Annotated in this window: 20 protein-coding genes; 7 read left to right on the top strand and 13 right to left on the bottom strand. The window is 36.4% G+C overall.

Annotated elements, in window-relative coordinates:
• Positions 1–73: 73 nt before the first annotated feature.
• The 5 genes from G5B32_RS07370 to G5B32_RS07350 all read right to left on the bottom strand — a co-directional run bounded on the left by G5B32_RS07370 (position 74) and on the right by G5B32_RS07350 (position 6,356).
• Positions 74–790, bottom strand: a complete 717-nt coding sequence (locus G5B32_RS07370) for a DUF1080 domain-containing protein (protein ID WP_165290905.1) — start codon at positions 788–790, stop codon at positions 74–76.
• A gap of 181 nt (positions 791–971) precedes the next feature.
• Positions 972–1,946 carry a 2-hydroxyacid dehydrogenase gene (locus tag G5B32_RS07365; RefSeq protein WP_165290904.1) on the bottom strand — a complete coding sequence of 325 codons (975 nt, stop codon included), beginning with the start codon at positions 1,944–1,946 and terminating at the stop codon, positions 972–974.
• Between the two features lie 18 nt (positions 1,947–1,964).
• Positions 1,965–3,626, bottom strand: a complete 1,662-nt coding sequence (locus G5B32_RS07360) for a DNA polymerase/3'-5' exonuclease PolX (RefSeq protein ID WP_165290903.1) — start codon at positions 3,624–3,626, stop codon at positions 1,965–1,967.
• A gap of 100 nt (positions 3,627–3,726) precedes the next feature.
• Complete coding sequence (locus tag G5B32_RS07355; protein ID WP_165290902.1) at positions 3,727–5,031, bottom strand: NAD(P)/FAD-dependent oxidoreductase; 1,305 nt, start codon at positions 5,029–5,031, stop codon at positions 3,727–3,729.
• A 329-nt stretch (positions 5,032–5,360) separates the two neighbouring features.
• Positions 5,361–6,356, bottom strand: a complete 996-nt coding sequence (locus G5B32_RS07350) for an acyl-ACP desaturase (RefSeq protein WP_165290901.1) — start codon at positions 6,354–6,356, stop codon at positions 5,361–5,363.
• A 142-nt stretch (positions 6,357–6,498) separates the two neighbouring features.
• Between G5B32_RS07350 and G5B32_RS07345 the strand changes: the two genes are divergently transcribed.
• Together G5B32_RS07345 and G5B32_RS07340 are read left to right on the top strand one after the other, a co-directional pair.
• Entirely contained in the window at positions 6,499–7,758 is a 1,260-nt protein-coding gene (locus G5B32_RS07345) for a cysteine desulfurase (RefSeq protein WP_206366825.1), read from the top strand.
• 2 nt (positions 7,759–7,760) lie between these two features.
• Entirely contained in the window at positions 7,761–8,177 is a 417-nt protein-coding gene (locus G5B32_RS07340; RefSeq protein ID WP_165290900.1) for a SufE family protein, read from the top strand.
• Positions 8,178–8,443: 266 nt separating this feature from the next.
• Here the strand turns inward: G5B32_RS07340 and murI are convergent, their stop codons facing one another.
• Complete coding sequence (gene murI, locus G5B32_RS07335; RefSeq protein WP_165290899.1) at positions 8,444–9,271, bottom strand: glutamate racemase; 828 nt, start codon at positions 9,269–9,271, stop codon at positions 8,444–8,446.
• A 64-nt stretch (positions 9,272–9,335) separates the two neighbouring features.
• Positions 9,336–10,757, bottom strand: coding sequence for a glycoside hydrolase family 125 protein (locus G5B32_RS07330; RefSeq protein ID WP_165290898.1), 1,422 nt, complete (start codon positions 10,755–10,757; stop codon positions 9,336–9,338).
• 178 nt (positions 10,758–10,935) lie between these two features.
• On the opposite strand from G5B32_RS07330, the gene G5B32_RS07325 reads away from it, so the two are divergent.
• Positions 10,936–12,579, top strand: coding sequence for a capsule assembly Wzi family protein (locus G5B32_RS07325; RefSeq protein ID WP_165290897.1), 1,644 nt, complete (start codon positions 10,936–10,938; stop codon positions 12,577–12,579).
• A gap of 36 nt (positions 12,580–12,615) precedes the next feature.
• On the top strand, positions 12,616–13,032 hold the full coding sequence (gene aroQ, locus G5B32_RS07320) for a type II 3-dehydroquinate dehydratase (RefSeq protein ID WP_165290896.1): 417 nt from the start codon (positions 12,616–12,618) through the stop codon (positions 13,030–13,032).
• Positions 13,033–13,046: 14 nt separating this feature from the next.
• On the opposite strand, the gene G5B32_RS07315 is transcribed toward aroQ, so the two are convergent.
• Both G5B32_RS07315 and lgt read right to left on the bottom strand, forming a co-directional pair.
• Positions 13,047–14,246 carry a multidrug effflux MFS transporter gene (locus G5B32_RS07315; RefSeq protein WP_165290895.1) on the bottom strand — a complete coding sequence of 400 codons (1,200 nt, stop codon included), beginning with the start codon at positions 14,244–14,246 and terminating at the stop codon, positions 13,047–13,049.
• Between the two features lie 58 nt (positions 14,247–14,304).
• Positions 14,305–15,159: a prolipoprotein diacylglyceryl transferase gene (gene lgt, locus G5B32_RS07310; protein WP_165290894.1), complete on the bottom strand. Its 855-nt coding sequence runs from the start codon at positions 15,157–15,159 to the stop codon at positions 14,305–14,307.
• Positions 15,160–15,284: 125 nt separating this feature from the next.
• Here lgt and G5B32_RS07305 point away from each other — a divergent pair, with 125 nt between their 5' ends.
• Together G5B32_RS07305 and G5B32_RS07300 are read left to right on the top strand one after the other, a co-directional pair.
• On the top strand, positions 15,285–16,400 hold the full coding sequence (locus tag G5B32_RS07305) for a M42 family metallopeptidase (protein ID WP_165290893.1): 1,116 nt from the start codon (positions 15,285–15,287) through the stop codon (positions 16,398–16,400).
• Positions 16,401–16,422: 22 nt separating this feature from the next.
• Positions 16,423–16,773, top strand: a complete 351-nt coding sequence (locus tag G5B32_RS07300) for a DUF3467 domain-containing protein (protein ID WP_165290892.1) — start codon at positions 16,423–16,425, stop codon at positions 16,771–16,773.
• A 49-nt stretch (positions 16,774–16,822) separates the two neighbouring features.
• Here G5B32_RS07300 and G5B32_RS07295 read toward each other — a convergent pair whose 3' ends face one another.
• Genes G5B32_RS07295 through G5B32_RS07280 form a run of 4 tightly spaced genes read right to left on the bottom strand, consistent with a single transcriptional unit; the run spans position 16,823 to position 24,460 of the window.
• The gene (locus G5B32_RS07295; protein ID WP_165290891.1) at positions 16,823–17,803 is read right to left on the bottom strand and encodes a DUF4973 domain-containing protein; all 981 of its coding nucleotides are present in this window, start codon (positions 17,801–17,803) and stop codon (positions 16,823–16,825) included.
• A 9-nt stretch (positions 17,804–17,812) separates the two neighbouring features.
• Positions 17,813–19,864 (bottom strand): RagB/SusD family nutrient uptake outer membrane protein, encoded by a 2,052-nt coding sequence (locus G5B32_RS07290; RefSeq protein WP_165290890.1) that lies wholly within the window; start codon positions 19,862–19,864, stop codon positions 17,813–17,815.
• Positions 19,865–19,875: 11 nt separating this feature from the next.
• Positions 19,876–22,956, bottom strand: coding sequence for a SusC/RagA family TonB-linked outer membrane protein (locus G5B32_RS07285; RefSeq protein ID WP_165290889.1), 3,081 nt, complete (start codon positions 22,954–22,956; stop codon positions 19,876–19,878).
• Positions 22,957–23,014: 58 nt separating this feature from the next.
• Positions 23,015–24,460, bottom strand: a complete 1,446-nt coding sequence (locus G5B32_RS07280) for an IPT/TIG domain-containing protein (protein ID WP_206366824.1) — start codon at positions 24,458–24,460, stop codon at positions 23,015–23,017.
• Positions 24,461–24,958: 498 nt separating this feature from the next.
• On the opposite strand from G5B32_RS07280, the gene G5B32_RS07275 reads away from it, so the two are divergent.
• Positions 24,959–26,254: a glycoside hydrolase family 76 protein gene (locus tag G5B32_RS07275; RefSeq protein WP_165290888.1), complete on the top strand. Its 1,296-nt coding sequence runs from the start codon at positions 24,959–24,961 to the stop codon at positions 26,252–26,254.
• Positions 26,255–26,262: the final 8 nt, after the last annotated feature.

The raw sequence follows: 26,262 nt of genomic DNA, 5'->3' as shown, positions 1-26,262 counted from the left end.
TTCTTTTATTTATACAAATCAATTTACCTAAGAAAGTAGGATATAAGAGGCGGAGAATACGAGATAACAAATTTTATAATTCGCGAATCTTAATATTTCTAAACGAAACACCTCTAGACCAATCTTGTAAAGCAAGATGTCCTTTGGTTTGTTTACCAAAGTGTGGGTAATCCTTGAAATTGGATTGAGAAACTAGCTTTTTCCATTCGTTGCTATTGAAATCCATTTTGGCTGTTTGTTGACCATTTAGGTAAAATTCTATTTTACCGTCATTTTGTACTATTCTTGACTGATTCCATTCACCTTGCATCTTAGTACGAGCAGAATTAAGTTGTGGTATGAAATTATATAGACAACCTGGCTTTTTAAGGGGCAAAGCAAAATCCATATGTGAATCCTCCAACAATTGATATTCTGGTCCTGAGAAATAAGTTTGCGCAATAGCAGTATCTTCTTTTACATTGATAAATATGCCGCTATTCCCTTCTTTCTCCAGTTGCCATTCAAATTTCAATTCATAGTTTTCAAATTCTTTATCCGTTACTAAATCAGCTTTGTCCAAATCACTTTGAGAATCACAGTAAATTGTTCCGTTAGAAACTACCCAAGCTGATTTGGGAATTCTATTGTTGTACAAATGCCAACCTTCAAGATTTTGACCGTTGAATAAAAGCGTCCATCCCTCAGATTTTTCTTTTTCTGTTAAGGTATTGGGAGTTGTATTTTCCGAAGAACAACTAAAGAAGCAGACTATAGAAAGTAATGCAAGGGTGTAAATGGTTTTCCTCATAGGTTTATGTTAAGTTTATTTTGGTATGTTTTTAAGCTTTCATCTTATTTTATAACGTCTTTTCGAACGAAATATGTAGTGAGAAATCTAAATCTAATTAAGAGATTTCTCCTTACGTCGAAAAAACGTGTTGTATTAGGATTGTAACACTATTGTCTCGAGCAAATGTGCTAAGCTAATATTATGAATATACTTCTTTATTCACAATCTGCATCATTGGATTACTGTATTTTACAGCAATCAGATTATTCGCTGCCATTATAGCCATTTGCGTACGCGTTTCTACGGTTGCAGAGCCAATATGTGGTAATACACAAACATTGGGCAATTGCAATAATGGATTGTTCGGAGACATCGGTTCAGGATCAGTGACATCTAGTCCAGCACCCCAAATTTCTCCTTGTTGCAAGGCTTCTAATAAATCCTGTTCGTGATGAACTTTTCCGCGAGCGGTATTGATAAAAATAGCCGATTTCTTCATGCGTTTAAACGCATCCTTATTAAAACGATATTGGGTTTCCAAAGAAAGATTGGTATGTGCAGAAATCACATCGGATTGAGTCAACAACTCATCGAAATTCACATATTTAGCTTCTACCAATTCTTCTGCTTGAGGATTTCTGCTGCGGTTGTAATAGATAATATTCATATTGTAAGCCGCTTTGGCTTTCTTCGCTAATTCCAATCCAATTCTACCCAAACCATAGATTCCTAATGTTTTTCCATTTAGCTCAATTCCTAAATCTTGCATAAATTCAAAATCTTTCCACTTGCCTTCGCGGACTTCGTTTGCACGATAAAAAGCTTTTCGGGATACAGCCAACATCAATAAAAATGCCACATCCGCTGTTGCTCCGCTCAATACATCTGGTGTGTTGGAAACAGGAATTCCCAATGCTGTAGCGGTTTCTACATCTACATGATCATATCCTACGCTTGCCAATGCAATACCTTTTAGATGCTTACAAGATTCCAAAAAGTGCTTATCTAAATCGGCATGTCCAACATTCAATAGTACATCCGCATGTTGACATGCTTCAATTAGCTCCTGCTGAGTAAGTTTTTTATTTTCAGTATTGACGGTGACTTCAAAACCATATTGTTTTAAAACATCAATGGCATCTGAAGGAATATTACGTGAGATATAAGCTTTCATAATGGATTTTTTAGTGTGTTATTTTTTGCTGTTAAAATAAGCTGTGATTTGTTCTAAAGAGAAAGCATTTAAACATTTTTCTGCCGATAAGCCTCCTTTTCGTCCCACGAATACACCATAGTGCATATCTAGGAGTCCTTCAGTACGGTGGGCATCGGGGTTGATCGACAGCAATACGCCTTTTTCTAAAGCGTAACGATGCCATCTCCAATCCAAATCTAAACGTAAAGGATTCGCATTTATTTCGATTACGACTTTATTTGCTGCGCAGGCATCAATAATTTTTTTGAAATCCAAAGGATAACCTGCTCTCGACATCAATAGTCTTCCGGTAGGGTGTCCTAATATAGTTGTATAAGGATTTTCAATCGCTTTTATCAAACGTGCTGTTGCTTTTGCTTCATCCATTTTCAAATTGCTGTGCACCGAAGCTACAACGAAATCAAATTTTGCTAATATTTCATCTGGATAATCCAATGATCCATCCGATAGGATATCGGACTCTATGCCTTTAAAGATTTTGAAGGGTGCCATTTGCTGATTAAGTGCATCTACTTCAGCCCATTGTTGTTCCAAACGTTCAACTGTTAAACCATTGGCATACACTGCCGTCTTGGAGTGGTCACAAATACCTAAATATTCTAAACCCAACTCTTCTTTACAATAGCGTGCCATCTCTGCTAAAGAATGCACACCGTCCGAATAGGTCGAGTGATTGTGTAAAGTTCCTTTGAGATCTTCAAATGTAACAAGTGAAGGTAAAGCATTTGATTTTGCTAATTCCACTTCATCCAGACCTTCTCGAAGCTCAGGCTCGATATAAGCTAGACCAAGTTGGTTATAAATTTCCTTTTCGTCTGTTCCTTGTGGAATTTCAGCATAGATTTCTTTTAGTAGTTCTATGTGTTTTGTAGAACCTGTTGTTAAAATCAATTGCTGTGCATAATTTTCGGGTGCTGAATACACCACGAAAGGGCAGGCATTTTCATCCGCGAATGAAATCTTATTGTCCGAAACTTCAATTTGAGATTCGTATTTAAGGTTGACAATAGCTTGCTCTAAGCTTGTTAAAGAAGCCTCTGTGATTAATTCTACTTGTTGAAGCACCTCACATTTACGACGAAATTCTCCAGTAAAACTTAACTTTTGTGTACCTAAATTCTGTTGTAAGGAATCGAAAGTTTTTTCGGCGAAAGGAAGAACTTTTGCATATAAAAACCAACCTTGATTATCCATTGCAAATTCAATGGATTTTTTGATGTCTTCTTGCGTTTTTAGACCAAAACCTTTGGCTTCGATTAATCGGTTTTCATTGCAGGCGTAATACAATTCCCCCACAGATTCAATTTCTAAATCATTCCAGATGATTTGGATTTTTTTAGGTCCTAAACCTTTAATCTTTAGCATTTCCAAAATACCTGCAGGTGTTTTGGCGATAAGATCATCCAATTCAGGAAATGAGCCGGTGGTGATGACCTGCTTAATTCTTTCTGCTGTACTTTTTCCGATTCCTTGCTGTGCACTTAATTCTTCCAAAGTAGCATTCGCCGCAGAGAAGGGGAGTTTATCTATTTTGAACGAGGCACTTGCCATTGCCTTTGTCCGAAATGGATTCTCGTTAAATAATTCCATCAGTTGTCCACAAAGTTTGAATGCGCGTGCTATCGTCTTATTATCCATAGTCAGTAAAATTTTATTATCAAAAGTACTAAATAAAAAAATGTCGGCAATTTTCATTACCGACATTTGTACTTATTGTTTGATTTAATATAGGATCAAATTATGCTTGAGGCTGCTCTTTGTCTGCAGGTCTTTCGTATTTGTCTACGATCAAACGAACACCTGAGTTTTTCGTTAAGAACTTAATAGACCAGTTTACAAAAGTTACCATTTTATTACGGAAACCAAAGATAGACATCAAGTGAACAAACATCCAAGTCAACCAAGCGATGAAACCGTTCATGTGTAGTTTACCTAAATCCACCACAGCGCGGTTACGACCGATAGTCGCCATCGAACCTTTGTCAAAATATTTAAAGTTCTCTGTATTGGGTTTGTCAGCTAAGATATTGCTGATATGTTTAGCTACGTAAGTTCCTTGTTGTTGCGCTGCTGGCGCTACACCTGGAAGACCTCTTGGAGTTTCTTCTGTGATCATTGCGGCCACGTCACCAATAGCATACACACCATCCATACCTTCTACTTGACATTGACCGTTAGTACGGATACGGTTACCTCTTTCGATGATAGAAGCATCAATACCTCCAGGGAATTGACCTTTTACACCCGCACCCCAGATAACAGTTTTAGTTTTGATACTTTCACCATTGTTGAAAGTAATCGTGTCTCCATCATAACCTGTTACTTGTGTATTAGTTAATACGGTTACGCCTAATTCTTTTAAGTATCTTTCCGAATCACGAGATGATTTTTCTGAAAGAGCACCTAATATTTTTCCTGTACCCTCAACCAAGTAAACTTTCATTTCATTTACTGATAGTTCAGGGTAGTCTTTTTTCAATACGTGTAATTGAATCTCCGCAATAGCGCCTGATAATTCAACACCTGTAGGTCCACCACCTACAATCACGAAATTCATGTATGGAGCACGGTCTGATGCATTTTTTAGCAATACCGCTTTTTCAAGATTTTGTAACACATAACTTCTGATGTTCAAAGCTTCTTGAATGCTTTTCATAGGAAGAGAGTTTTTCTCTACTTCTTTGTTGCCGAAGAAGTTGCTAGTAGCTCCTGAAGCGATTACTAGGTAGTCGTAATCATAGGTTCCTACAGAGGTGTGAACTTCTTTCTTATCTTTATCAATGCTCAAAACATCCGCAAGACGAAATTTAAAATTGTGTTGGTTTTTAAACATCTTACGGATAGGGAATGAGATCGAGTCAGCAGCAAGCGTACCTGTAGCTACTTGGTACATAAGAGGTTGGAAAGTGTGGAAGTTGTTACGATCGATTAGTAAAACCTCTACTTCTTTATCTTTTAATTTTCTTGCTACTTCGACACCTCCGAATCCACCACCAATAATGATAATACGAGGGAAAGAACGTTCAGAACGATTTAATAACATATCGCTAGTTTGTTTATTTTTCTGTGAAAATTGAAATGCAAATATCTTAAAAAAATAAGATATTTCCATATTAATTTATTAATAGTTTCATCATAAAATTGTCTAAAATGCAGGGAAATAGCGCTGTAAGGCTATTTTTGGTTGCTTATACAATTTTGTCTTAGTGTAATTTATACACATTCTAGATAAAACGTGTCAAATTCCTAATAGTTAAACAGTTTAAAGAACTATTTGTTGTGGAGTATATGCGAGAATATAGCGCTTCAAAATAGTATCATTAGAAAACAAGAAACGCTCTAATCTTAGAGCGTTTTAATATTTTGACGTACTTATCCGTAAATCCATTTGAATTTGTATTCCAATTCTGGAACCTTTATTCTATCCGCTAGACGAATAAGACGATCTGGTAGTCGCATTAAATAGTCACGGGCTTTTTCACCTTGTTCGTTCAATCCTGAGATTTGATCAACTTTCCATTCGGTAAGTAATTCTTTCAAGATATCTACATAGTCTAAAGCTGTATATACATTCATACGTTGCGCTGCATCCGAGAAATGTGCAAAAGCACCACCTTGAGGTTCACCTGATTCTCTCAAGAAGTGAGCAGGCATCACAATTTTCTTACGCATCATGTCCTCAAAAGCTAACATTACTTCGCTTTGATCTACTTCAAAAGCTTTTGAAATAAAAGACATATATGCTTTAGCGTGACGAGCCTCATCCGCCGCAATCACACCACACATTTTAGCTAATAATTTATCTCCACTTTTCTTAGAAATACCAGCAACACGTCTATGGGATACATTGGTAGCCAATTCTTGGAAAGATGTGTAGATAAAGTTACGGTATGGATCCGCTCCTGTACCGATATCAAAACCATCAGCGATCAAATGCTGTGTACTCATTTCGAATTCACGCATATTGATTCTACCCGATAGGTATAAATATTTGTTTAATAAGTCTCCGTGTCTATTTTCTTCCGCAGTCCAAGCGCGTACCCACTTCATCCATCCACCTTGTTCATTTTTATTGACATCCTCGACCATAGTCAACCAAGATTCGTAGGTTGGAAGCGCTTCTTCGGTAATTGTATCACCAATAAGTACGGCTACTAAGTCATAAGGAAGTTCTTTTGCACTTTCTTGTAAATCACGAACTTCTTCGAAAAAAGTGCTTCTAGATGAATCTGGAAGAAAGTCAGCAGGTTGCCACATTTCTTCTACAGGCTTTAAGTATTCACTCATTTCGTTGAGCATATAAGGCTCCAAATAAGTCATTACTTCTTTCCTAGATCCTTCTGGAATATTTAATGGTAATTCTTGCATATTGATACAAAGGTAGCTATAAAATTAAAATTTGTATTGTTAAAAATAAATAAAATGTATTTTATAAATATAACCTGCAAACATCATCTGAAGTTCATCTTTTACCAAAAGAATACATTAAAAACTCTCGTTTTGGGGATAGATGTATTACCTTTGTATCGAAAATTTGGAACATAAATTGGAAAAATTCGATATACATAAAGTACGTGCCGATTTCCCAATCTTAAAAAGAGAGGTAAATGGTAAGCCTTTGGTTTACTTGGATAACGGTGCGACGACGCAAAAGCCAAAAGCAGTCATTGATGCCATTACGAATTACTATAGCGATATGAATTCGAATGTACATCGTGGTGTGCATTATTTAAGTCAGATTTCTACCGATGCTTTCGAGGTGACTCGTCGCAAAGTGCAGGAATTCATTAATGCGAAAGAAGATTTTGAAGTTATTATCACCAAAGGAACTACCGATAGTATCAATTTAGTAGCTTCTTGTTATGGTAAAGCTTTCGTTCACGAAGGTGATGAGATCATTATTTCAGCGATGGAACATCATTCGAACATTGTGCCTTGGCAAATGTTGTGTGAAGAAAAAGGAGCTGTCCTTCGTGTCATTTCAATGAATGAAAAAGGAGAGTTGGATTTGGAAGCTTATAAGAATTTACTTTCAGAAAAAACTAAATTGGTTTCTGTAACGTATGTTTCAAACTCGTTGGGAACGATCAATCCAATCAAAGAAATCATTGATTTAGCGCATGCTAAAAATGTTCCTGTTTTGGTGGATGCTGCGCAGGCAATTCAGCATATCAAGATTGATGTGCAAGAATTGGATGTAGACTTTTTAGCTTTTTCGGGTCACAAGATGTATGCACCAACCGGTGTTGGTGTACTTTATGGCAAGAAAGACCTGTTGAATGCAATGCCTCCTTATCAAGGTGGAGGGGACATGATCAAAGACGTGACTTTCGAAAAGACGACTTACAATGAGTTGCCATTTAAATTCGAAGCAGGTACTCCAAATATTGAGGCTGGTATCTGTTTAGCAGCTGCAATTGATTATATCAATGAGTTGGGTATTGATAATATTAAGGCTTACGAAGACGAGTTATTAGAATATGCAACTACTAAAATAAAAGAAATTCCGGGCGTAAAAATTATAGGTGAGGCCGCTAAGAAATCTTCTGTGCTTTCATTTGTGGTAGATGGCGTACATCCGTATGATATCGGGGTGATTTTGGATAAATTGGGTATTGCTGTTCGTACAGGACATCACTGTGCACAACCAGTTATGGATCAATTCTGTATTCCAGGAACGGTACGTGCTAGTCTGGCAGTATATAATACCAAAGAAGATATAGATACTTTTATAGCGGGCTTGACTCGTGCATTAAATATGTTGGTGTAAAAATGACAATAAACGAAATACAAGACGAATTAATCGAAGATTTTGCGTTTTATGGGGATTGGATGGAAAAATACGAATACATCATCCAATTGGGTAAAGAAGTTCCTTTGATTGATGAACAATATAAAACCGATCAATTTATTATCAAAGGTTGTCAATCTAAAGTATGGTTGTATCCTGAAATAGTAGATGGAAAAGTAATTTTTAAGGCGGATTCAGATGCAGTAATTACTAAAGGTTTAGTAAGCTTAATGGTGAAAGTATTATCAGGTCACACAGCTAAAGAAATTGCAGAAGCCGATTTATATTTCATCGATCAAATCGGTTTGAAAGAGCATTTATCACCCACGCGTGCGAATGGTCTTTTGGCAATGGTCAAGCAAATGAAACTTTATGCAATAGCTTTGCAGAATAGATAAGATAAAAGGTCTCAAAAGAGACCTTTTATTGTTTATTAACTTTAATGTCAATTCTAGTTAATTAATATATTTCTTAAGCCCTCATGCCGGGCGGGCAATTATTTTTTTCTGCAAAAAGTAATCAAAAACTCGTCGCTGTACCGAGTTGACTCAAGTTTCGACATTCCTGCATTTGGCAACTCACTAAGGCGACATTTTTTGCTTAACAAAAGTTTTTGCAGCAACCTGACAATAGTATTTTAGTTGGATTCTAAGGCTTCGTCTAATTAGGAACATACGTTAACCTTAATACTTTTTGCTTCTATATTTTTTCCAAAAAAGATAAAGGCCTTCTCAGAAAAGTCTTTTGCATCGTCTGTAGTATAAAAAGCTAATTTACCTTCCTTACTGCATTTTTCTTCTACTTCTGGATGACGAATTAAATAGTCAGCTAAACTTTCAGCTACCAATTCGCCTTGTGCTAAAATCTGAATATGATCAGGTGTATATTTTCGAATAATCGGATAAAGAATAGGATAGTGCGTACAGGCTAATACAATAGTATCGATATCTGGAGATTGACTCAAAAGCTCATTAATATCTTTTTGAATAAAATAATGTGCCCCCTCACTATTGATTTCATTATTCTCTACTAGAGGAACCCAAAATGGACATGCATGTTGATAAACATTGATTTCGGGATTAAATTTTTCAATCTCAATCAAATAAGATTGTGATAAAACTGTTCCTTGTGTTGCTAAAATACCTATAGAATTTGTTTTCGTGTATTGATGAATAGACTCGGTGGTTGGACGAATTACACCCAAAACTTTTTTGCCTTCAGGAAGATCGTTTTGCTGAATACTGCGTAGCGCCTTTGCAGAAGCGGTATTACAAGCTAAAATCACCAAGTTGCATCCCAAATCAAATAACTTGAATACGCATTCTTTGGTGAATTCATACACCGTTTCGAAAGAACGGGTGCCGTAGGGTACACGTGCATTATCTCCAAGATAGATGTAATCGTATTGGGGTAATTTTTCGTGTATCTCTTTGAAAACGGTTAATCCGCCGTAGCCTGAATCAAAAACACCGATAGGTCCTTGTGTACTCATATAAAACAAAAGACTTAGGATTATTCCTAAGTCTTTTTATTGTTTACTTATAAGAATAATCCATTTAAAACTTCAACAAAGATGGCTTTTCTTTATAAATTTTCCATAATAATTCTCCAAATAACGTATTTGCCCAAGCGAACCAATGGCGGGTGAATTTTTTAGGATCATCTTTGTGGAATGTTTCGTGCATAAATCCCGTATCTCCATGTGTAGATGCTAGCATTTTTATGCAATCCTGGATTTCATTGTCGTTTGTAGCAGTTAAGGCACGCATGGTAATTGCCATAGGCCAAATCATATCACGTCCAATGTGTGGACCACCAATTCCTTCTCCAGCTTTCCCTTTAAAGAAGAAGGGATTGCTTTCCGAAAGAATAAATTTTCGTGTACGCTGATAGGTTTCATCATTGGCACTAACTGCTCCTAAATAAGGTAGGGATAATAAAGATGGTACATTCGCATCATCCATCATCAATGCACTACCGAATCCATCAACTTCGTAAGCGTAGATTTTCCCAAATTTCGGATGATCAACAATTCCGTATTCATTTACGGCTTTTTGCACTTCATCGGCTAAAGCTTCCATTTTCGCAGCTAATACTGTATTGTTTTTAACTTTTCTAAGAATTTCTGCAGATTGTCTTAAACTGACTACAGCGAATAAATTCGAAGGAATCAAGAATAAGAAAATAGAACAATCGTCCGAAGGTCTAAAACTCGAGCAAATCAATCCAACAGGATTGACAGGATAGCCCCAGCCATCTACTTGCAAAGTGTCGGTACCTCTAGGCGTAGTACGCATAAAATTGTAAGGACCAAGATTTTCCTTACGTTGTTGTTCTACAAAAGTTTTGTACGTGTTTTCTTGTGCTTTTACCCATTCATCGTTGAATGGTGTAGTATCATTAGTTTCTTTCCAGTACGCATGAGCTAAGCGAATAGGATAACACAAAGAGTCAATTTCCCATTTGCGCTCATGTATCCCCGCTTTCATATCCGTATGGTCGCTAAACCATTCACCTTCTTTGGTCGGGTCATTGTAAAAGGCGTTGGCATAAGGGTCTATGTTGATACATTTTGATTGCTTATTGATTAAACCCAATATGAGGTCTTTCAGTTTTTTATCCTTGTGCATGAATTGCAAATAAGGATATACTTGAGCACTGCTGTCTCGGAGCCACATCGCATCGATATCGCCTGTGATTACATACGTTAATTTCTCCGAAGGTGTAGACTCATCATAAATCGTTGTATCCAATGTGTTGGGAAAACAATTGTTGAATAACCAGCCTAATTCTTTGTTTTGGACGTTTTTTTGAAACTCTTTAATAGCTTCTTCTATAGTGTTACTTTGAAAATGTCTTTTAGAAACAGGTACGCGTACTTCAGGAAAATTTGAGTTGAATTCGGCAAATGAAAATTTGCTTGCCATCATGCCTGCACCCAGCAATGCACTTTGTTGTAAAAAAGTTTTTCTATTCATGTTTATATGGTTATCAGTTTTAAATCGTATAAAACGTTTTAGCTATGCTAATATAGTGTTTTTTATATAATATACGAAAATTGGCATGAATTTAGCTTTCAAGTATAAAAATTTCTTTTAAAATACATTATTGAATTTATAATTATTGTATTTTATTGTAAATGTTACAATATTTCTTATGAGAATAACTGCAGAAAATATTATTTTTAGACTTTTTATATTATCGGTTTTTGTTTGTAATTCGCTGATAATCAATGCTCAGGTTGTTAATCAAACCTATTCATTTGATCAATATCAGAAATACAATAATATATTGTACAATACCAATTCAAGGTATCATACATCATCCAAACCATTCTTGTTTAAGAATGAATTATTGAACCGTAAGGATTCATTAGAGTATGCTAATCCTACTTCTTCCAACAATTGGGTGATGCGCAAACTTTTTAATGAACACCTTGTAGATGTACAGAAAGAGGATCATACTTTTTATCTAGATTTTCTGCCCGACTTTCAAATTGGTTCGGAGCTAATAGACAGTGACAAACGTACAATGTGGACTAATACACGCGCTATACAAGCTGGATTGACTATTAAAGATAAGTTTACATTTCACACGGCTGTTTTCGAAAACCAAGCGGTGTTCGCAGAATATCTTGATGAGCATATTGCTGAAACAGGTGTTGTTCCCGGACAATCATCGGTTAAAAAGCCATTTAATAAAAAGACCAAGGATTGGATGTACGCCACAGCAAGTTTGACTTACGATTTCAGTCCTTACTTCCAACTTACAGCAGCTTTTGACAAAAACCATATTGGTGACGGTTATCGTTCAATGTTATTATCTGATTTTTCTTCAAATTACACGCAATTAAAATTTACGGGTGAAATTGGTAATGTACAATATACTTCGGTATGGGCATATATGAATGACCCCGCAAATCCACGTAGAGATTCCTTAGATTCGGGTGGTCGATTCGGCGATGGAATTAAGTACGGCGCATTTCAATATATAGATTATAATGCAACAGACCGATTATCTGTTGGTTTTTTTCAATCTGTAGTCTGGTCCAATCGTAATCAGGCAGGCTTTAGAGGATTTGATTTCAACTATTTGAATCCAGGTGTAATATATCGTCCGGTAGAAAATAACAACCGTACCTCTCCTGACAAAATGTTTTTAGGATTAAATGCAAAATACAAGGTGTTGAACAATATCACAGCTTATGGGCAATTTTTGTTGGGAGAGTTTACCGCCAAAGAGTTTTTTGCAAATAATGGGTATGCCCATAATAAATGGGGGGCACAAATGGGTGTAAGAGGATTTGATTTATTTGGCGTTCGTAATCTTCATTTCTTAGCGGAGTACAACTTAGCAAGACCTTATACGTATCAACACTTTACTTCAATATCTAATTACAGTAATAATGGTGAACCATTAGCGCATCCGCGAGGAGCAAATTTCAGAGAGTTTTTAGGTACTGCCCATTATTCTTGGAATCGATTTGAGTTTTCGGGAAAAGGATTGATCAGCAATTTTGGAACAGATCCTAACCCCGAAACCAATATGGGAGGTGATATTTTTCAATCTTACAACAATCTACCAAATAAGTACGGAAACAAAATTGGACAGGGGGTAAAAAACAACTTGTATTACGCGGATATGCGAGCTTCTTACGTGCTGAATCCTAAATACAACTTACGTTTAGAATTAGGCTATACACAGCGTTTTAGAAAAATTGAGGGTATGGAAACACAAAAATCCGGAGTGATTAATTTTGGTTTACGTTCTAGTTTCCGTAATTTTTATGGTGATATTTAAAAATTGAATATCTATATTTATTCATTAATCTATAATATGAAGAAGATATTGGTATTAAATGGACCTAATTTGAATTTGTTAGGTGTTCGTGAGAAAAGTATATATGGTGATCAGTCCTTTGAAGAATACTTCAAATCGCTGAAAGCGCGTTTTGCCGATGTAGATTTATCGTATTTTCAAAGTAATTCTGAAGGAGCTATTATCGATAAATTGCACGAAGTTGGTTTTGAATATGACGGCGTCGTACTGAATGCAGGAGCTTATACGCATACTTCCGTGGCTATTGGTGATGCTATTGCTGCAATAAAAACTCCTGTTGTGGAAGTTCATATTTCCAATGTACATCAACGTGAAGCATTTCGCCATCATTCCTATTTATCCAAAAATTGTAAAGGTGTGATTTTAGGTTTTGGGTTAGACAGCTATCGATTAGGAATCGAGAGTTTAATATAGGTGAAGAGGCTTTTTTATAAAGCCTCTTTTTTATGTTCTTTCAAATTTCTTTTTGCAAGATGCAATAGCAATGATAATACAGCACAGATACCCATTGCGGATAACATAGGCTGAGGGGTATTATTATGTAGTAAACTTACTAAGCCCGAACTCAATGCGCCTAAACCCATTTGCAAAAATCCTAATAAAGCAGATGCACTACCTGCACTTACTTTGAATGGGGCCATTGCCATTGCGGAAGCGTTCGGAAAAATAAATCCTTGACACATTAAGTATCCGAAAGTTAATGCTAGAATTGATGGCAAGGTAATATTGTCGGTCCATAAACAAATTAGCATGGTCAATCCAACAGCCACTTGACAATAATTTGCAATAATGCAGATTTGTTGCATAGACCAACGCTTCAGAAAGAATCTATTCAATTGCGTAGATAATATTAAAGCTGAGGCTACAAAGGCGAAGGCAAGACCATATTCTTTCTTACTCAAACCAAATAATTCTTGCAAAACAAACGAAGAACCAGCGAGATAGGCGTAAAGTCCTGCAGATGCCGTCGAAGCAATTAAACAATAAAAAATAAAGGTACGATTGATAAATACCTGGAAATATTGTGTTATGATTGCTTTAGGAGCTAGTGAGAAGTTCTTATTTCCCGCATAACTTTCTGGTAACACAAAAATTGTCAATATCAATATCAATAATCCAATACTAAATAGTGCAATAAAAATATAATGCCAATCAAAATGATCCAATAGAAATGCGCCTGCAGAAGGAGCCAAAATAGGGGAGATGGCAATGACAAGCATCAACAAACTAAATACGCGAGCGGCTTCTTTTCCCTGATAATAATCTTGAACCATCGCTCGAGAGGCTACCATGCCAGCACAACTGCCTAAAGCTTGAATAAAGCGCAATACTATCAAACTTTCTACATTGCGTGTCAAAACACATAAAATAGAAGTAATAACATAGATGCACAATCCTATGATTAATGGTTTTTTGCGACCATATCTATCGAGTAGTGGACCATAAATCATTTGTCCAATTGCAATACCAACAAAAAATGAGGTAAGCGATAATTGTACTTTTTCAATATTTGTATCAAAATCTTGTGCTATCGTATCGAAAGCTGGTAGATACATATCAATGGAAAAAGGACCAATAGCAGATAATAATCCGAGGATCAGCAGAATAAGTTTTTTATTTGTTTTCATAAGGAATTAAAAAAGCCTCTTGAAAATTTTTAAGAGGCTTGGTATAGTGTAATATTTTTTATGCTTTTTTGGTTGTGGGTCTAAAAATTAAAAATAATCCTGCCAGAATAAATGGTATGCTCAGCAATTGCCCCATATTGATAAACATATTATTCTCGAAGGCTTCTTGATTTTCTTTATAAAATTCAACAAAGAACCTTATACTGAAAAGACAGACTAAAAATATGCCAAACAGTAAACCTGGTTTTGGATTCGAATTTTTCTTATAAAAGGCCCACAATACAAAGAACAGAATGATATATGCTACTGCTTCATACAATTGACCTGGATGACGAGGAAGATTGTCTTCTTTCGTAAATACCACCGCCCAAGGAAGATTTGGATCGGCTTCCTTTCCAATAATTTCAGAATTAAAGAAATTTCCGATACGTATAAAAGCGCCTGCGATAGGAACAACTAATACTAATCTGTCTGCAAGCCACATGAAGTTGATCTTTGTTTTTCGCGAAAATAAAATCAAGGCTGTCAAAATTCCTATAGCTCCTCCATGAGAAGCTAATCCAGCAAATCCCGTGAACTCCCAGCTACCCGAACGTTTGCTAAATGGCAAAATCATTTCTAATGGATTTTGACTATAATAATCAAATTCGTAGAACAAGCAGTGTCCTATTCGTGCACCTAAAATGGTGCCTAAGAAAATATATATGGTCAATTTATCCAATAAATCTTGCGGTTTTCCTGCTTTGAAAGTCGCTAATGCTAAGGTTTCACGCTTAAATATTTCCAACATTAAGATGTAAGAAACCACAAAAGCAAGCAACCAGCACATGGAGTAATAGCGAATTCCAAAAGAACCTATACTAAAAATATTTTCAGCACCTGACCAGTGAATAACATTATAAATAAAATCCATATATGATTATTTAGAAGCTGTAAATATAAAACTAAAAATTGTTTATATGCTACCGTCAATAAGAATATGATTATTTTTTGGAATCGAATAATTATTTTTTATTTTGTGTGCAAACAAAATAAGGCATGGCAAAGAAGAGTAGTAAAGAGGTAAAACATCAAACTGTCGTAACAGAAGAATCTGTAAAATTCTTTGAAAAATATATAAATAATCCTTCGCCAACAGGATTTGAATGGGAAGGACAGCGTTTGTGGTTAGATTATTTGAAACCTTATGTAGATGAGACCTATATCGATAATTATGGTACTGCAGTAGGTATTATCAACCCCGATGCTAAATATAAAATGGTAATCGAAGCGCATGCTGATGAGATTTCTTGGTTTGTGAATTACATTACAAAAGATGGACTTATCTATGTCATTCGCAATGGTGGTTCTGATCATCAGATTGCACCTTCTAAGCGTGTTAATATTCACACAGATAATGGTGCCGTGAAAGCGGTTTTCGGATGGCCAGCTATTCATACGCGTTCAGGAGAAAAAGAAGAATCACCATCATTGAAAAACATTTTCTTGGACTGTGGTTGTACTAGCAAAGAAGAAGTAGAAGCTTTAGGAATTCATGTGGGGTCAGTCGTGACTTACGAAGATGAGTTCATGATTTTGAATGACCGCTACTATGTAGGTCGTGCATTGGACAACCGTGCAGGTGGTTTTATGATTGCTGAGGTAGCGCGTTTGTTGAAAGAAAATAAAAAAAATCTACCTTTCGGTCTATACATTGTAAATTCAGTACAAGAAGAAATCGGTCTTCGTGGTGCTGAAATGATTGCAGATTGGATCAAACCGAACGTGGCTATCGTGACAGATGTAACACACGATACGCAGACACCAATGATCAACAAAATTACGCAAGGAGATTTGGCTTGTGGTAAAGGTCCTGTAGTATCATATGCTCCTGCAGTTCAGATTAATTTGAACAGACAATTGATTGAAGTTGCACAGAAAAATGATATTCCATTCCAAAGACAAGCTTCTTCAAGATTTACAGGTACCGATACCGATGCATTTGCATACTCCAATGGTGGTGTGCCTTCTGCATTGATTTCCTTACCTTTGCGTTATATGCACACAACGGTTGAGATGGTGCACAAAGAAGACGTGGATAATGTTATCCGCTTGATCTATGAAACATTATTGACAATCGAAGATGGTCAAGATTTTAGAAGTTTTACGAAATAAATAAAGATTAAATAGTATAGAGATGAGTGAAAAAAATCAAAACCTTCCACAAAATAACGAATTAAGTATCGAGTTATCAGAAGAAGTAGCTGAGGGTATTTATTCTAACTTGGCTATCATTAACCATTCTTCTTCAGAATTTGTATTGGATTTTATCCAAGTAATGCCAGGAATGCCTAAAGCTAAAGTAAAATCAAGAATCATTATGACGCCTGAGCATGCAGCTCGTTTATTAGGTGCATTACAAGATAATTTAGCACGTTTTGAAGCGCAGTTAAAAGCTGCCGCACAAAACCAACAGCAACAACAGGCTGAATCAGTATCTAAAGATTTTCCTTATCCTTTGGATCTTCACCCAAAAGGCGAAGCGTAAAAAATTAAAGCCCTATCAATTTTGATAGGGCTTTTCTGTTCGTTCTCCATTACCACTGAATAGCCTGGTCTTCGTCAGGTATTTGCGTATTTAATACACGTTGTAAACTCAGGGTTCCTTTTACAGCATACCGAATATTGATATTGGGTATCATCGTATAGTCTGTAAAATTATAATCTATATTGTTAATTGTTATTGTTCTCCGTAGCAAGTATGGATAGTTCGGTTCGATCATTTCATTCACCGTATAACTCAAATCTTTGTTTACCACAAAATTCAGAAGCGGATTATCCGCGTACAATTCTACGCCGCCACTGTCGTTGAAACGAGCATAAATCTTATAGTTCTGTCTATCTTGTCTTTCTTCATCAAGGGCGCCTGCATAGAAGAAAACGGTATTTTCATCCACCACATAGGCTTTTACTTCACTTTTGACGATGGAAGTTTCATTTTCGGCTCCATCCATAAAAGTTCTTAAAGCAGTCCCTCCGTATGTCCCAGAGAAATTATTAAACGGATTTACTCGCAATAGCGCTTTTTTGTAATGTTTGCGTGGATGAGGCGTGTAAGAAGATGATCCTTCCACAATAGTCAAAGGCAACACCCATTTTTCAACTAGATTGATATTCTTTAGCGTGAAATCAATATTTAACAAGCCGATGTTTTCTCCAGATTTTATGTCTAAAGTTGGATTGAAAGAAAAATATTCACTCGGAAGCATTCTGTAATAGAAATCGGTTCTATTTTGAAATCTTTCATAATTTAAGATATCCAAAGTATCTCGATCTACATCTATTTTGACCGAAATGTTTTGTGCATTCGTAGTTGACCCACTCACCACAACAGGCAACTTAAAAGTCGTTTTTTGATTATCCTTATAACGTACGTAGATGTCCGAAACACCCTGATTGCCTAAAGGAGCTTTGAATGAAATGTAGTTTTCATATTGTTCTTCCTTCCATTCGTCATTACATGAGGTGTTAGCAAATAAAAGTGCTAAGACTAAATATTTTATATAATTCTTTTTCATGTGATACTCTTAATCGTTATATGTCCAACCCGGATTTTGCGTAAGTTTTTTATTTCTTTTTAGTTCCGAATGTTTAATAGGCCAAAACCACATTTTGTCTGCAAATGTTGTTTTCAATACCCAAGTCGCTACTGGTGTATGGAATAGATCTCTATTACCTGCATTCATCAATATATTACAACCATACACAGGTAGAGCTTCTTCCACAGCAGCATCCAACCAACGTCTCAAATCATAATAGCGTTGACCTTCTGCAAGCAATTCAATAAATCTCTCTCTCTTAATCGTTTTACGTAATTCAGCTTTATTAGAATAAATTGCTTCGGAATAGTCAGGTACACCTGCACGTATTCTTACGGGATGAATACCTTTTTGTATTTCGGTAATATCTCGAGATAGGGAATAGGTGGTTCCTTTCCATGATGCAATACTGTGTGAACCATCTAATTCATTGAGCGCTTCTGCGTACATCAATAGTATATCGGCGTAGCGAATAGCCGGTTCGGCTTTTTGCACAATACGCTCTGCAATACCTCCCTCATAAGTATCACTTGGATGAACATATTTTTTAATACCGAATCCTGTTCTTAACCAGTATGCATTCGAGGAATTGAAACCGTTTCCACGTGAATCTTCTCTATAATAGAATACTTGTTGATTTCGGTTACGTTCTTGCGTTTCATTGAAAAGTGTCCAGAAACTACCGTTGAAAGCTACAGAAGCATAAAACCTTGGTTCTCTATTTGCGTATTGGAGAGATACACCTTCCATCAACGGTCTGTATCGACGCGCTGCAACGTCATTGGCCGTTACATAACCTGTTGCCCGGTTGGATCCATTTCCACGTCCTATTTCTTTATCTTTACCCGGTACATCCGTACCGTCATTCATGTAGTAGGCATCTACCAATTTTTGCGTCAATCCATGCGTATTCCAACCTGTTGCTGATCTTGGCAAGGCATGCGCAACCATCATTCTTATATCTTCCGAGCTTTGATTGTTTCCTCTGGTAAAGATCAGTTCTGGATTACCTGAAGGTACAAGTGTTCCATCAAATACTTGTGCATAAGATTTCGTAGGATCTATGTTCGCCCAACCCAATGGCCAATCCTTGTTGGCAAAATTACCATCGTTTGGTGGGATAATAGTAGCATCATTTCCCGTTACTTGGATAGGAACAGTATATAATTCATATACACCGAGCTCCATAACATCACGAGCAGCAGCAGCAGCTTTAGCCCATTTTACTTCTTGATATTCTGCTGACAATAATCTTTTACCTTCATGATCCACAAGCTTTGCAGCAAATTCAGAATTATTACCGTTTGCCATTGGACTTGCAGCATATAGTAAGGCTTTAGCACGTGTGGCTAATGCTGCACCTACTGTAGGTCTAGCGGAAGCATCTTGTCCTCTAGATAAGCCCAATTTTTCCATTTCTTTGGCCGCTTGTAGCATTTCACTACTGATAAATTCGGCACATTCTTCGTAAGTATTTCGTGGTGTAGCTAATTCGTCATAACTATCCGTATAATCCAATCCCTCATCTGGAAGTATTGGAATAGGACCGTATTTACGAAGCAATAGCCAGTACAGGTAAGCACGTGCGAAGCGCGCTTGTCCACGATAATCTTCGATTTCATCAGCAGACATTTCTTTATTCATGTATATCTTATGAATAAATGTTGTCGCATTTCGTATCCCACGATACGATTGCGTCCATGAACCTTGCTTGTCGTTTTCGGTATACAATCCCATTTTGAACATATTGTACGATAGTTCATTTTTCGAGGGATCATAATCTTTGTCACGGTCACCGTAATACATATCATCCGAAAAATTGTGCGGTGTATTACCTTTACTCGCTACGTCCGCATTAATACCCTTAAATTCTTCAAAGATGTGAGCTAGCCATTGTTCAGCATAGTTTTTGCTTTCAAAAACTTTCTCCTCAGTCATTCTATCTTTAAATAGTGTGTCGGATTCTAAGTATCCTTTTTGACAGGAACTAATACAGATAAAAGCTATTAGTATAGGTAAATAATATATTGATTTTCGCATTTCTTTTACTTTTACAGGTTTATGTTTACACCAAAAGTTACTGATTTTGGCAATGGATAATCTTCTCCTCGAGGTGTCGCCAATTCCGGATCCCAAAGTTTGAATTCTGACCAAGTCAACAAGTTGTGGCCTGCTAAAAAGAGTCTAATATTGTTGGTTCTGATTCTATTAGTAAGACTTTTAGGCAGTGAATAACCAATATCAATGTTTTTAAGTCTTAAGTATTTACCATTTCTTAACCAATAAGTAGATTCTCTGAAATTATTTGGATTTGAGCCATAACTTAATCTTGGGTAGGAAGCATTTGGATCTTCTGTAGAAGGATCTCCTGAAATATCTGCTGAAATCCATCTGTTATCTCCCATAATCCCTTTCATGACCTGTCCCCATTCACCTTCACTAAACACATATACTGTCTTTCCGTAGGTAGAAAAAGTGGATTTTCCCGCACCTTGAATATGCAAATTGATGTCGATTCCTTTCCATTGAAATGAAGATCCTAAACCATATATTAAATTGGGTCTTCTAGTCGCACCAATAGCTACAATATCACCATTGTCGACCACGCCATCTCCGTTTACATCTTTGTATTTGATATCCCCAGGTTGGTAAACCCCGAAGGTCTGTGTAGGGCTGTTTCTGATATCTTCATAGTCTTTAAATAGACCCAATGCTATCAAACCTTTCGCTTGATCTACACGAAATCCTTCTGAATTTTGGTACGGATAAACATTGTTTTCTTCGTCTCTTTCTATTATTTTATTTTTGCTATAGGTGACATTTCCACGGGCTGTAATGTTTACTTCACCTATTTTTTGTCTATAAGAGAATCTTCCTTCGAAACCTTTAGAACTAACCTCTCCAACATTGGCGCGAGGAATACTTTCTAATCCTACAATTTCAGGTAGGAAATTTCTTGGCATATAAATGTCGGTACGTTTCTCATCAAACAATTCAATAGAACTTTCAAATTTGTTTTTGAATAGATTGATGTCGAAACCTAAGTTTTTCTTAATAGATACCTCCCAAGATACATAAGGTGAAGCTACTTGGGAGTATCTTAATCCTCCATATCCTCTATCAGATCCGAAGTCAGCCCATTGGTATCCTCCTGCCGTAGAGATATTGTAAAGATAAGGGAAACGCTCACCTCCCATGAGTTGGTCATTACCTGTTTTACCATAAGAGAATCTTACTTTTAGCAAATCCATCCAATCGGCATTTTCTTTAAATATTTTTTCTTCTGAAATATTCCAAGCAAAGGATACAGCAGGGAAGAAGCCGTATTGATTGCCGCGAGAAAAGTTTTCAGAACCTGTATATCCAAAGTTGAAATCTGTAAAGTAGCGATTTCTAAAATTGTAGGTTAGTCGACCAGCTAAAGCTTCATTTCTGCGCGCTATACCATTTTTAATATCATTTCCTAAATTAACTGTTTGAACAAGTGCATCACGCGTAAAGCGTGCTACAGCACCTACATTGTGCCCATTGAATCCACGGTCATAATTAAACATGAAATCTAAGAATTCCCTTCTATTACCACTAGCAGAACTCTCTTGATACATTTCTCTTGGATCCGATACTTTATAGAAAATAATTTCTCCAGTATTCACATTACGTGCTCGATCTGCGCGCCATTGTTCTGGCCATTTTAACCTTCTAATATTATTGTTGTTCCAAGTATCATAGCCAATTATTCCCCTTCCGCGAAGACCTCTTGTAATAAAATCTAAATTTTGTTCAACATTAATGTCAATTTGAATATTATTAGTCCAGTTTTCGTTATAGCCTGACTGTGTAGCCATTACCCAAGGATTGGTTTTATTTCCTTCACCTGCAGCAGGAATCCGTCCATTGGAATAGGTTATCGGATAATTAATTGGGGAATATCCAAATAAGGCACCCCAAAAGTCTCCATCTCCTAAGCCCGGACTATTGCGCTTTCCTAAAGCTCCCGCTACGCCGACTTTTAATATTGTAGTTTTGGTGATGTTCATATCAGTATTAAGACGGTAATTCCATCTTTTGTAATTGGCGTTGGTATTGTAATCCTTTTTTAGATTTTCATCAATTTTATACATACCACCTTCCTCGATATAGCTACCTGAAACGAAATATCGTGCAGTCGAACCACCACCACTCATATTCAAATTAGCACGGTAGGTCATAGCGCCGTCGTTTAATAATTTATCTTGCCAATCTACATTTGGATACAAATCGGGATCAAGCCCTAATCGTAAAATTTCAAGTTCTTCGGGTTGGTAAACTGGCTCAAAATTTCTTGTAATACGCGCTTCATTTAAAAGCTTAGCGTAGGTAAAACCATCTTCAAACTCCGGCGTGATGGTACGCGTATTATAAATGGTTTCACTTTTGACACTGATGTTGATTTTACCTTCTTTACCACGTTTTGTAGTGATTAAAATTACACCATTAGCTCCTTTGGAACCGTAAATTGCTGTTACTGCGGCATCTTTAAGTACGGATATGGATTCGATATCTTCGATGTTAATATCATTGATGTTTCGTTCGATATTGTCCACAAGAACTAATGCCGATGTTCCTCCTCCAAAAGTAGATATACCACGAATCCAGAATTCAGATATATTTCTTCCAGGTTGTCCGGATTGCATCATCGCCATTACACCAGCTACATTTCCCGCCAAAGCATTCGTAATACTAGAAGTAGGATTCGATTTCAAATCATCAACATTCACTGTTGTGACAGCTCCTGTGAGGGTCAGTTTAGTCTGGTTACCCATACCCGTCACGACTACCTCTTCTAATACATTGGATTCATCTTCGAGTAGGGTAATATTAATCTTGAAATCATCTTTAATCAGAATCTCTTGGGTTTTATAACCTACTGATCTGAAAACTAATTTTTTATAGCGTTCTGCTTTAATTTTGTATTGTCCTTTATTATCTGTGATTGTTCCCAGGCCAGGTGCATCCAGTACATGGACAGTAACACCTGGTAAAGGATTTTTTTGTGCATCTAAAACAATACCAGTTACTTCAACTATTTCCTGTGCTAACGTCAGACTGATGACGCTAAGAAGTAAAAAACAGGTTAGTAAGAATTTATTCATAATTCTATGCTGTTACTAAGGTTGTGATTTTTTGAATATTACGTGTTATTTGGTTAGCTTAATTATCACCTTCCAAAGCAATTTTTCTGAAGCGTCTATTGGCACGATCACCGATATAGAATGCTTTCTCTTCCTCACTGTAGGCAATACCGGTAGGTCTATCAAAGCGAGCTTCCAATCTTAAATCACCGTCCACATAACCCCATGGATTACCGTTGAGACTAGAACTTCCGCGTCCAGCAAAAGTGGATACAATACCATCTGGTGTAAGTTTGCGAATCGCGTGATTTAATTGGTCAGTGAAATAGAAATCATATTCATCAGTTTTGCCAGCAGCGGCATAATCCTCATTTTTCACGAATACACCTTGATAAGGCTCATTAAGTCTTACGCTTGCTCCTACACCATCTGTATAACCCGCACTTTTTAACTGCCCACAAACCAGATAAGGTTGGTTAAATTGTTTCTTTTCCCAGTTGTAGTCCACGCGCAATATATAATGTCTATTAATCACAATGATATACGCATAGTTCCCTGTTGGATGAATAAATGTCTTATATTCCCATTGTGGATCATGTACAAAGAATAGAGTTTCATAATCTTTCTGCCCTAAACCCTGAGAGAAATACTTATTCATATCAAATTTGAAAAATTGACCTTTTTCGTAACTGTTGAAATACATCTCTCCATTGACTGGATGTACAGTAGCGCCGTTGCATTGACGGTAGCGTGTTAAAATTTCTGTATCTAAAAAGTTTCTTCCACGAGATAATAGGGTGGTGGCACCATCATTTTCACCTCCGCGATCTTCTGCAATAATCATATGATCTCCATCTAAAGTGAAATCTACGCTGCGTGGTCTATTGAAGTTGGATCTCACTTTGGTTACGGTACTGTCCTGAAAATTCAGTAAGTATAGCCCATTATTATTGTCAAAAGTTACCCACAAATGCTTTGGATTTTTAGGATCAAACTTCATGTGTGAAGGTTCCCAAAATCCACTGGCCATTTTATTTTGGTCAGGATCTTTGAATTTTCCATCTCTCCAAGGTTCATCTCCGCGTTCATTGCGGTAGCCTATTACGGTAGATACTACCATTTTACGTTGATAGGCAAACTTTTCGTTTGCTTTACCAATAACTGGAGTTTGATTTTCCCCAATACGCACCTCGATATCCCCTTCATATGCCTTAGATGGAACTAAGCAATAAATAGATTCTCCTTGTGCACTAATCACAATTGCTGGTTGTCCACCAATAGTGACATTAATGATAGAAGGATCGTTCCCAAAGTTTTTGCCATAAATTACTAAGCGTTGGCCCGCTCCACCAGTTTTCGGTGTAAAATCGGATACCACTACGGGTTGGCTAGGGTTGAAGGGTGTGACCGTTTCTGTGGTTTGTTGTTCTGATTTGCATGACCATAATCCAAATGCAATGGTTAATACCATCCATAGCAAATGTTTGTAATTATGGGTAAAGCTTAATGTAGTTATGTTTCTCATAAGCGATATAATTGGCTAAATGTTTTTCTTAGAAATAACTTAATTATTTAAGAATAGCTAAATCGTTTTAGTTAATTGACTTTAACTTTCGATTTTTTTAGCTGACAAGAACCAAATAATTCATTATCCTATTTGGTTGGGCTTGCGTGCGACAATAATTAAATTTATTATGCTAATTTATTTATAATTGATTACTCAAAGTTAGCTTATAATGAATTGGTTGGGATGTCAATTTTTCTCATTAAAGATGTAATTTGTCTCATATATTTTACATACGATTTATTAATTAATATCTTCGAAATAGAAGGGTATAACAACCTGACCCTATGAATTTTATTTGCTAAATTATAAACTATAATGAATATTTCCCTTAAAAGAGCTCTAGCCTGTTGTTTTTGCATTTTATTGATGTGGTGTAATACAGAAGCTTTAAAGCTAAAGGCTTCAACTACAGATACATTTCAATTGAAGCCCCATAATTCGGATCTAAATAAAAGTATGGAATTGCTAGATAATGCATTACGCTATTACTTTTCGCAAGATTATTCAACCATGTATAGATTTTACAATCCGTTTACGCAAGAGCGTTCGCGAGAAAAGGCAAGCGTGTGGATGTATACTTCTGCTATTGAGGCTGTGAATTCGATTTTAAAATCTTTGCACCAATCTTCTTCACAAGATTTGGAGACCATTAAAAAGTATAAAAATCTACTCGAGAAATTATATGATAACGCGGATTATTATTTAGGCACTTTTGAGCTTACCTCATTTACACAAACAAATACCTGGAGTGTATATGCTGTGGACAGAGTGAATGAAAAAGGAAAGGCTAGAGTATCAGGTATTTATAATGTATATGACGATCAAATGTGGTTGATTCGCGAGTTGTTAGATTCGTATCATTTAACAAAAAATGAAACATACTTGCAAAAAGCAGAATATTTAACATCTTATGTACTGGATGGCTGGGATGCGACGCGGGACGAAAATGGTAAAGAATATGGCGGGATTCCTTGGGGACCAGGTTATGTCACCAAACACGCCTGTAGTAATGGTCCAATGATTAGTCCGCTTGTTTGGCTGCACGAAATCTATAAAGGAAAAAAGGATAAGGTCTTTGAGCGATATATTGATACCAAAGATCGTAAAACTAGAAAGACTAGGTCGATAAACAAGAAAGACTATTATTTGGCTTACGCTGTAAAAATATATGAATGGCAAAAGAAGTATTTACTAAATGATAATGGAGTGTATACGGATATGATGGGAGGCTGTGACCCGAATTGTTCTATTGTTTATGAAGAAATAAATGGAGAAAAGTTCAGAGCACACACCGCATTGAATAAGCCAATTGGTAAAAATTTTACCTATAATAGTGGCACTATGCTTTCAGGAGCTGTAGACTTATATCGAGCAACAAAGAAAAAAGTCTATTTGGAAGAGGCCAAAAATTTGGCTAAGGCGAGTTTTGAGCATTTTGCAAAACCTAATTTACAAGTACAAAATCATTACACTTTTCCACATGAGGGATTTAGCAATTGGTTTAATATTGTCCTTTTAAGAGGTTACATAGATTTGGCCCCATTTGATAATTCAGTAACTCCATATATTGAAGCATTCCATAAGAATATAGCGTATTCGCATGTTAATTTTAATTATAAAGGTTTATTGCCTTCAGATTTGTTAGGAGGATGGAATAAAGACGAAGCGAAAAACCAAGTCGAGGGCATGTTTATGTTCTCCTTTGCGACGCAATGGGCATTATGCGATCAATTCAAGAAGAATAAGAAATAGCAAATAAG

The sequence above is a fragment of the Sphingobacterium sp. SGL-16 genome (genome assembly GCF_011043515.1).
Taxonomy (GTDB): domain Bacteria; phylum Bacteroidota; class Bacteroidia; order Sphingobacteriales; family Sphingobacteriaceae; genus Sphingobacterium; species Sphingobacterium litopenaei.
Note: the sequence above shows the minus strand (reverse complement) of the source record. Positions and strands in the feature narration are given on the sequence as shown.

Excerpts from the sequence above, each read along its gene's own strand:
- murI (WP_165290899.1), bottom strand. The coding sequence starts at position 9,271 with ATGAGTACACAAGGACCTATCGGTGTTTTTGATTCAGGCTACGGCGGA.
- G5B32_RS07355 (WP_165290902.1), bottom strand. The coding sequence starts at position 5,031 with ATGTTATTAAATCGTTCTGAACGTTCTTTCCCTCGTATTATCATTATT.
- G5B32_RS07280 (WP_206366824.1), bottom strand. The coding sequence starts at position 24,460 with ATGAGAAACATAACTACATTAAGCTTTACCCATAATTACAAACATTTG.
- G5B32_RS07325 (WP_165290897.1), top strand. The coding sequence starts at position 10,936 with ATGAGAATAACTGCAGAAAATATTATTTTTAGACTTTTTATATTATCG.
- G5B32_RS07365 (WP_165290904.1), bottom strand. The coding sequence starts at position 1,946 with ATGAAAGCTTATATCTCACGTAATATTCCTTCAGATGCCATTGATGTT.
- G5B32_RS07295 (WP_165290891.1), bottom strand. The coding sequence starts at position 17,803 with ATGAAAAAGAATTATATAAAATATTTAGTCTTAGCACTTTTATTTGCT.
- G5B32_RS07330 (WP_165290898.1), bottom strand. The coding sequence starts at position 10,757 with ATGAATAGAAAAACTTTTTTACAACAAAGTGCATTGCTGGGTGCAGGC.
- lgt (WP_165290894.1), bottom strand. The coding sequence starts at position 15,159 with ATGGATTTTATTTATAATGTTATTCACTGGTCAGGTGCTGAAAATATT.
- G5B32_RS07275 (WP_165290888.1), top strand. The coding sequence starts at position 24,959 with ATGGAATTGCTAGATAATGCATTACGCTATTACTTTTCGCAAGATTAT.
- aroQ (WP_165290896.1), top strand. The coding sequence starts at position 12,616 with ATGAAGAAGATATTGGTATTAAATGGACCTAATTTGAATTTGTTAGGT.
- G5B32_RS07300 (WP_165290892.1), top strand. The coding sequence starts at position 16,423 with ATGAGTGAAAAAAATCAAAACCTTCCACAAAATAACGAATTAAGTATC.
- G5B32_RS07315 (WP_165290895.1), bottom strand. The coding sequence starts at position 14,246 with ATGAAAACAAATAAAAAACTTATTCTGCTGATCCTCGGATTATTATCT.
- G5B32_RS07305 (WP_165290893.1), top strand. The coding sequence starts at position 15,285 with ATGGCAAAGAAGAGTAGTAAAGAGGTAAAACATCAAACTGTCGTAACA.
- G5B32_RS07345 (WP_206366825.1), top strand. The coding sequence starts at position 6,499 with ATGTATTACCTTTGTATCGAAAATTTGGAACATAAATTGGAAAAATTC.
- G5B32_RS07370 (WP_165290905.1), bottom strand. The coding sequence starts at position 790 with ATGAGGAAAACCATTTACACCCTTGCATTACTTTCTATAGTCTGCTTC.
- G5B32_RS07340 (WP_165290900.1), top strand. The coding sequence starts at position 7,761 with ATGACAATAAACGAAATACAAGACGAATTAATCGAAGATTTTGCGTTT.
- G5B32_RS07350 (WP_165290901.1), bottom strand. The coding sequence starts at position 6,356 with ATGCAAGAATTACCATTAAATATTCCAGAAGGATCTAGGAAAGAAGTA.
- G5B32_RS07360 (WP_165290903.1), bottom strand. The coding sequence starts at position 3,626 with ATGGATAATAAGACGATAGCACGCGCATTCAAACTTTGTGGACAACTG.
- G5B32_RS07285 (WP_165290889.1), bottom strand. The coding sequence starts at position 22,956 with ATGAATAAATTCTTACTAACCTGTTTTTTACTTCTTAGCGTCATCAGT.
- G5B32_RS07290 (WP_165290890.1), bottom strand. The coding sequence starts at position 19,864 with ATGCGAAAATCAATATATTATTTACCTATACTAATAGCTTTTATCTGT.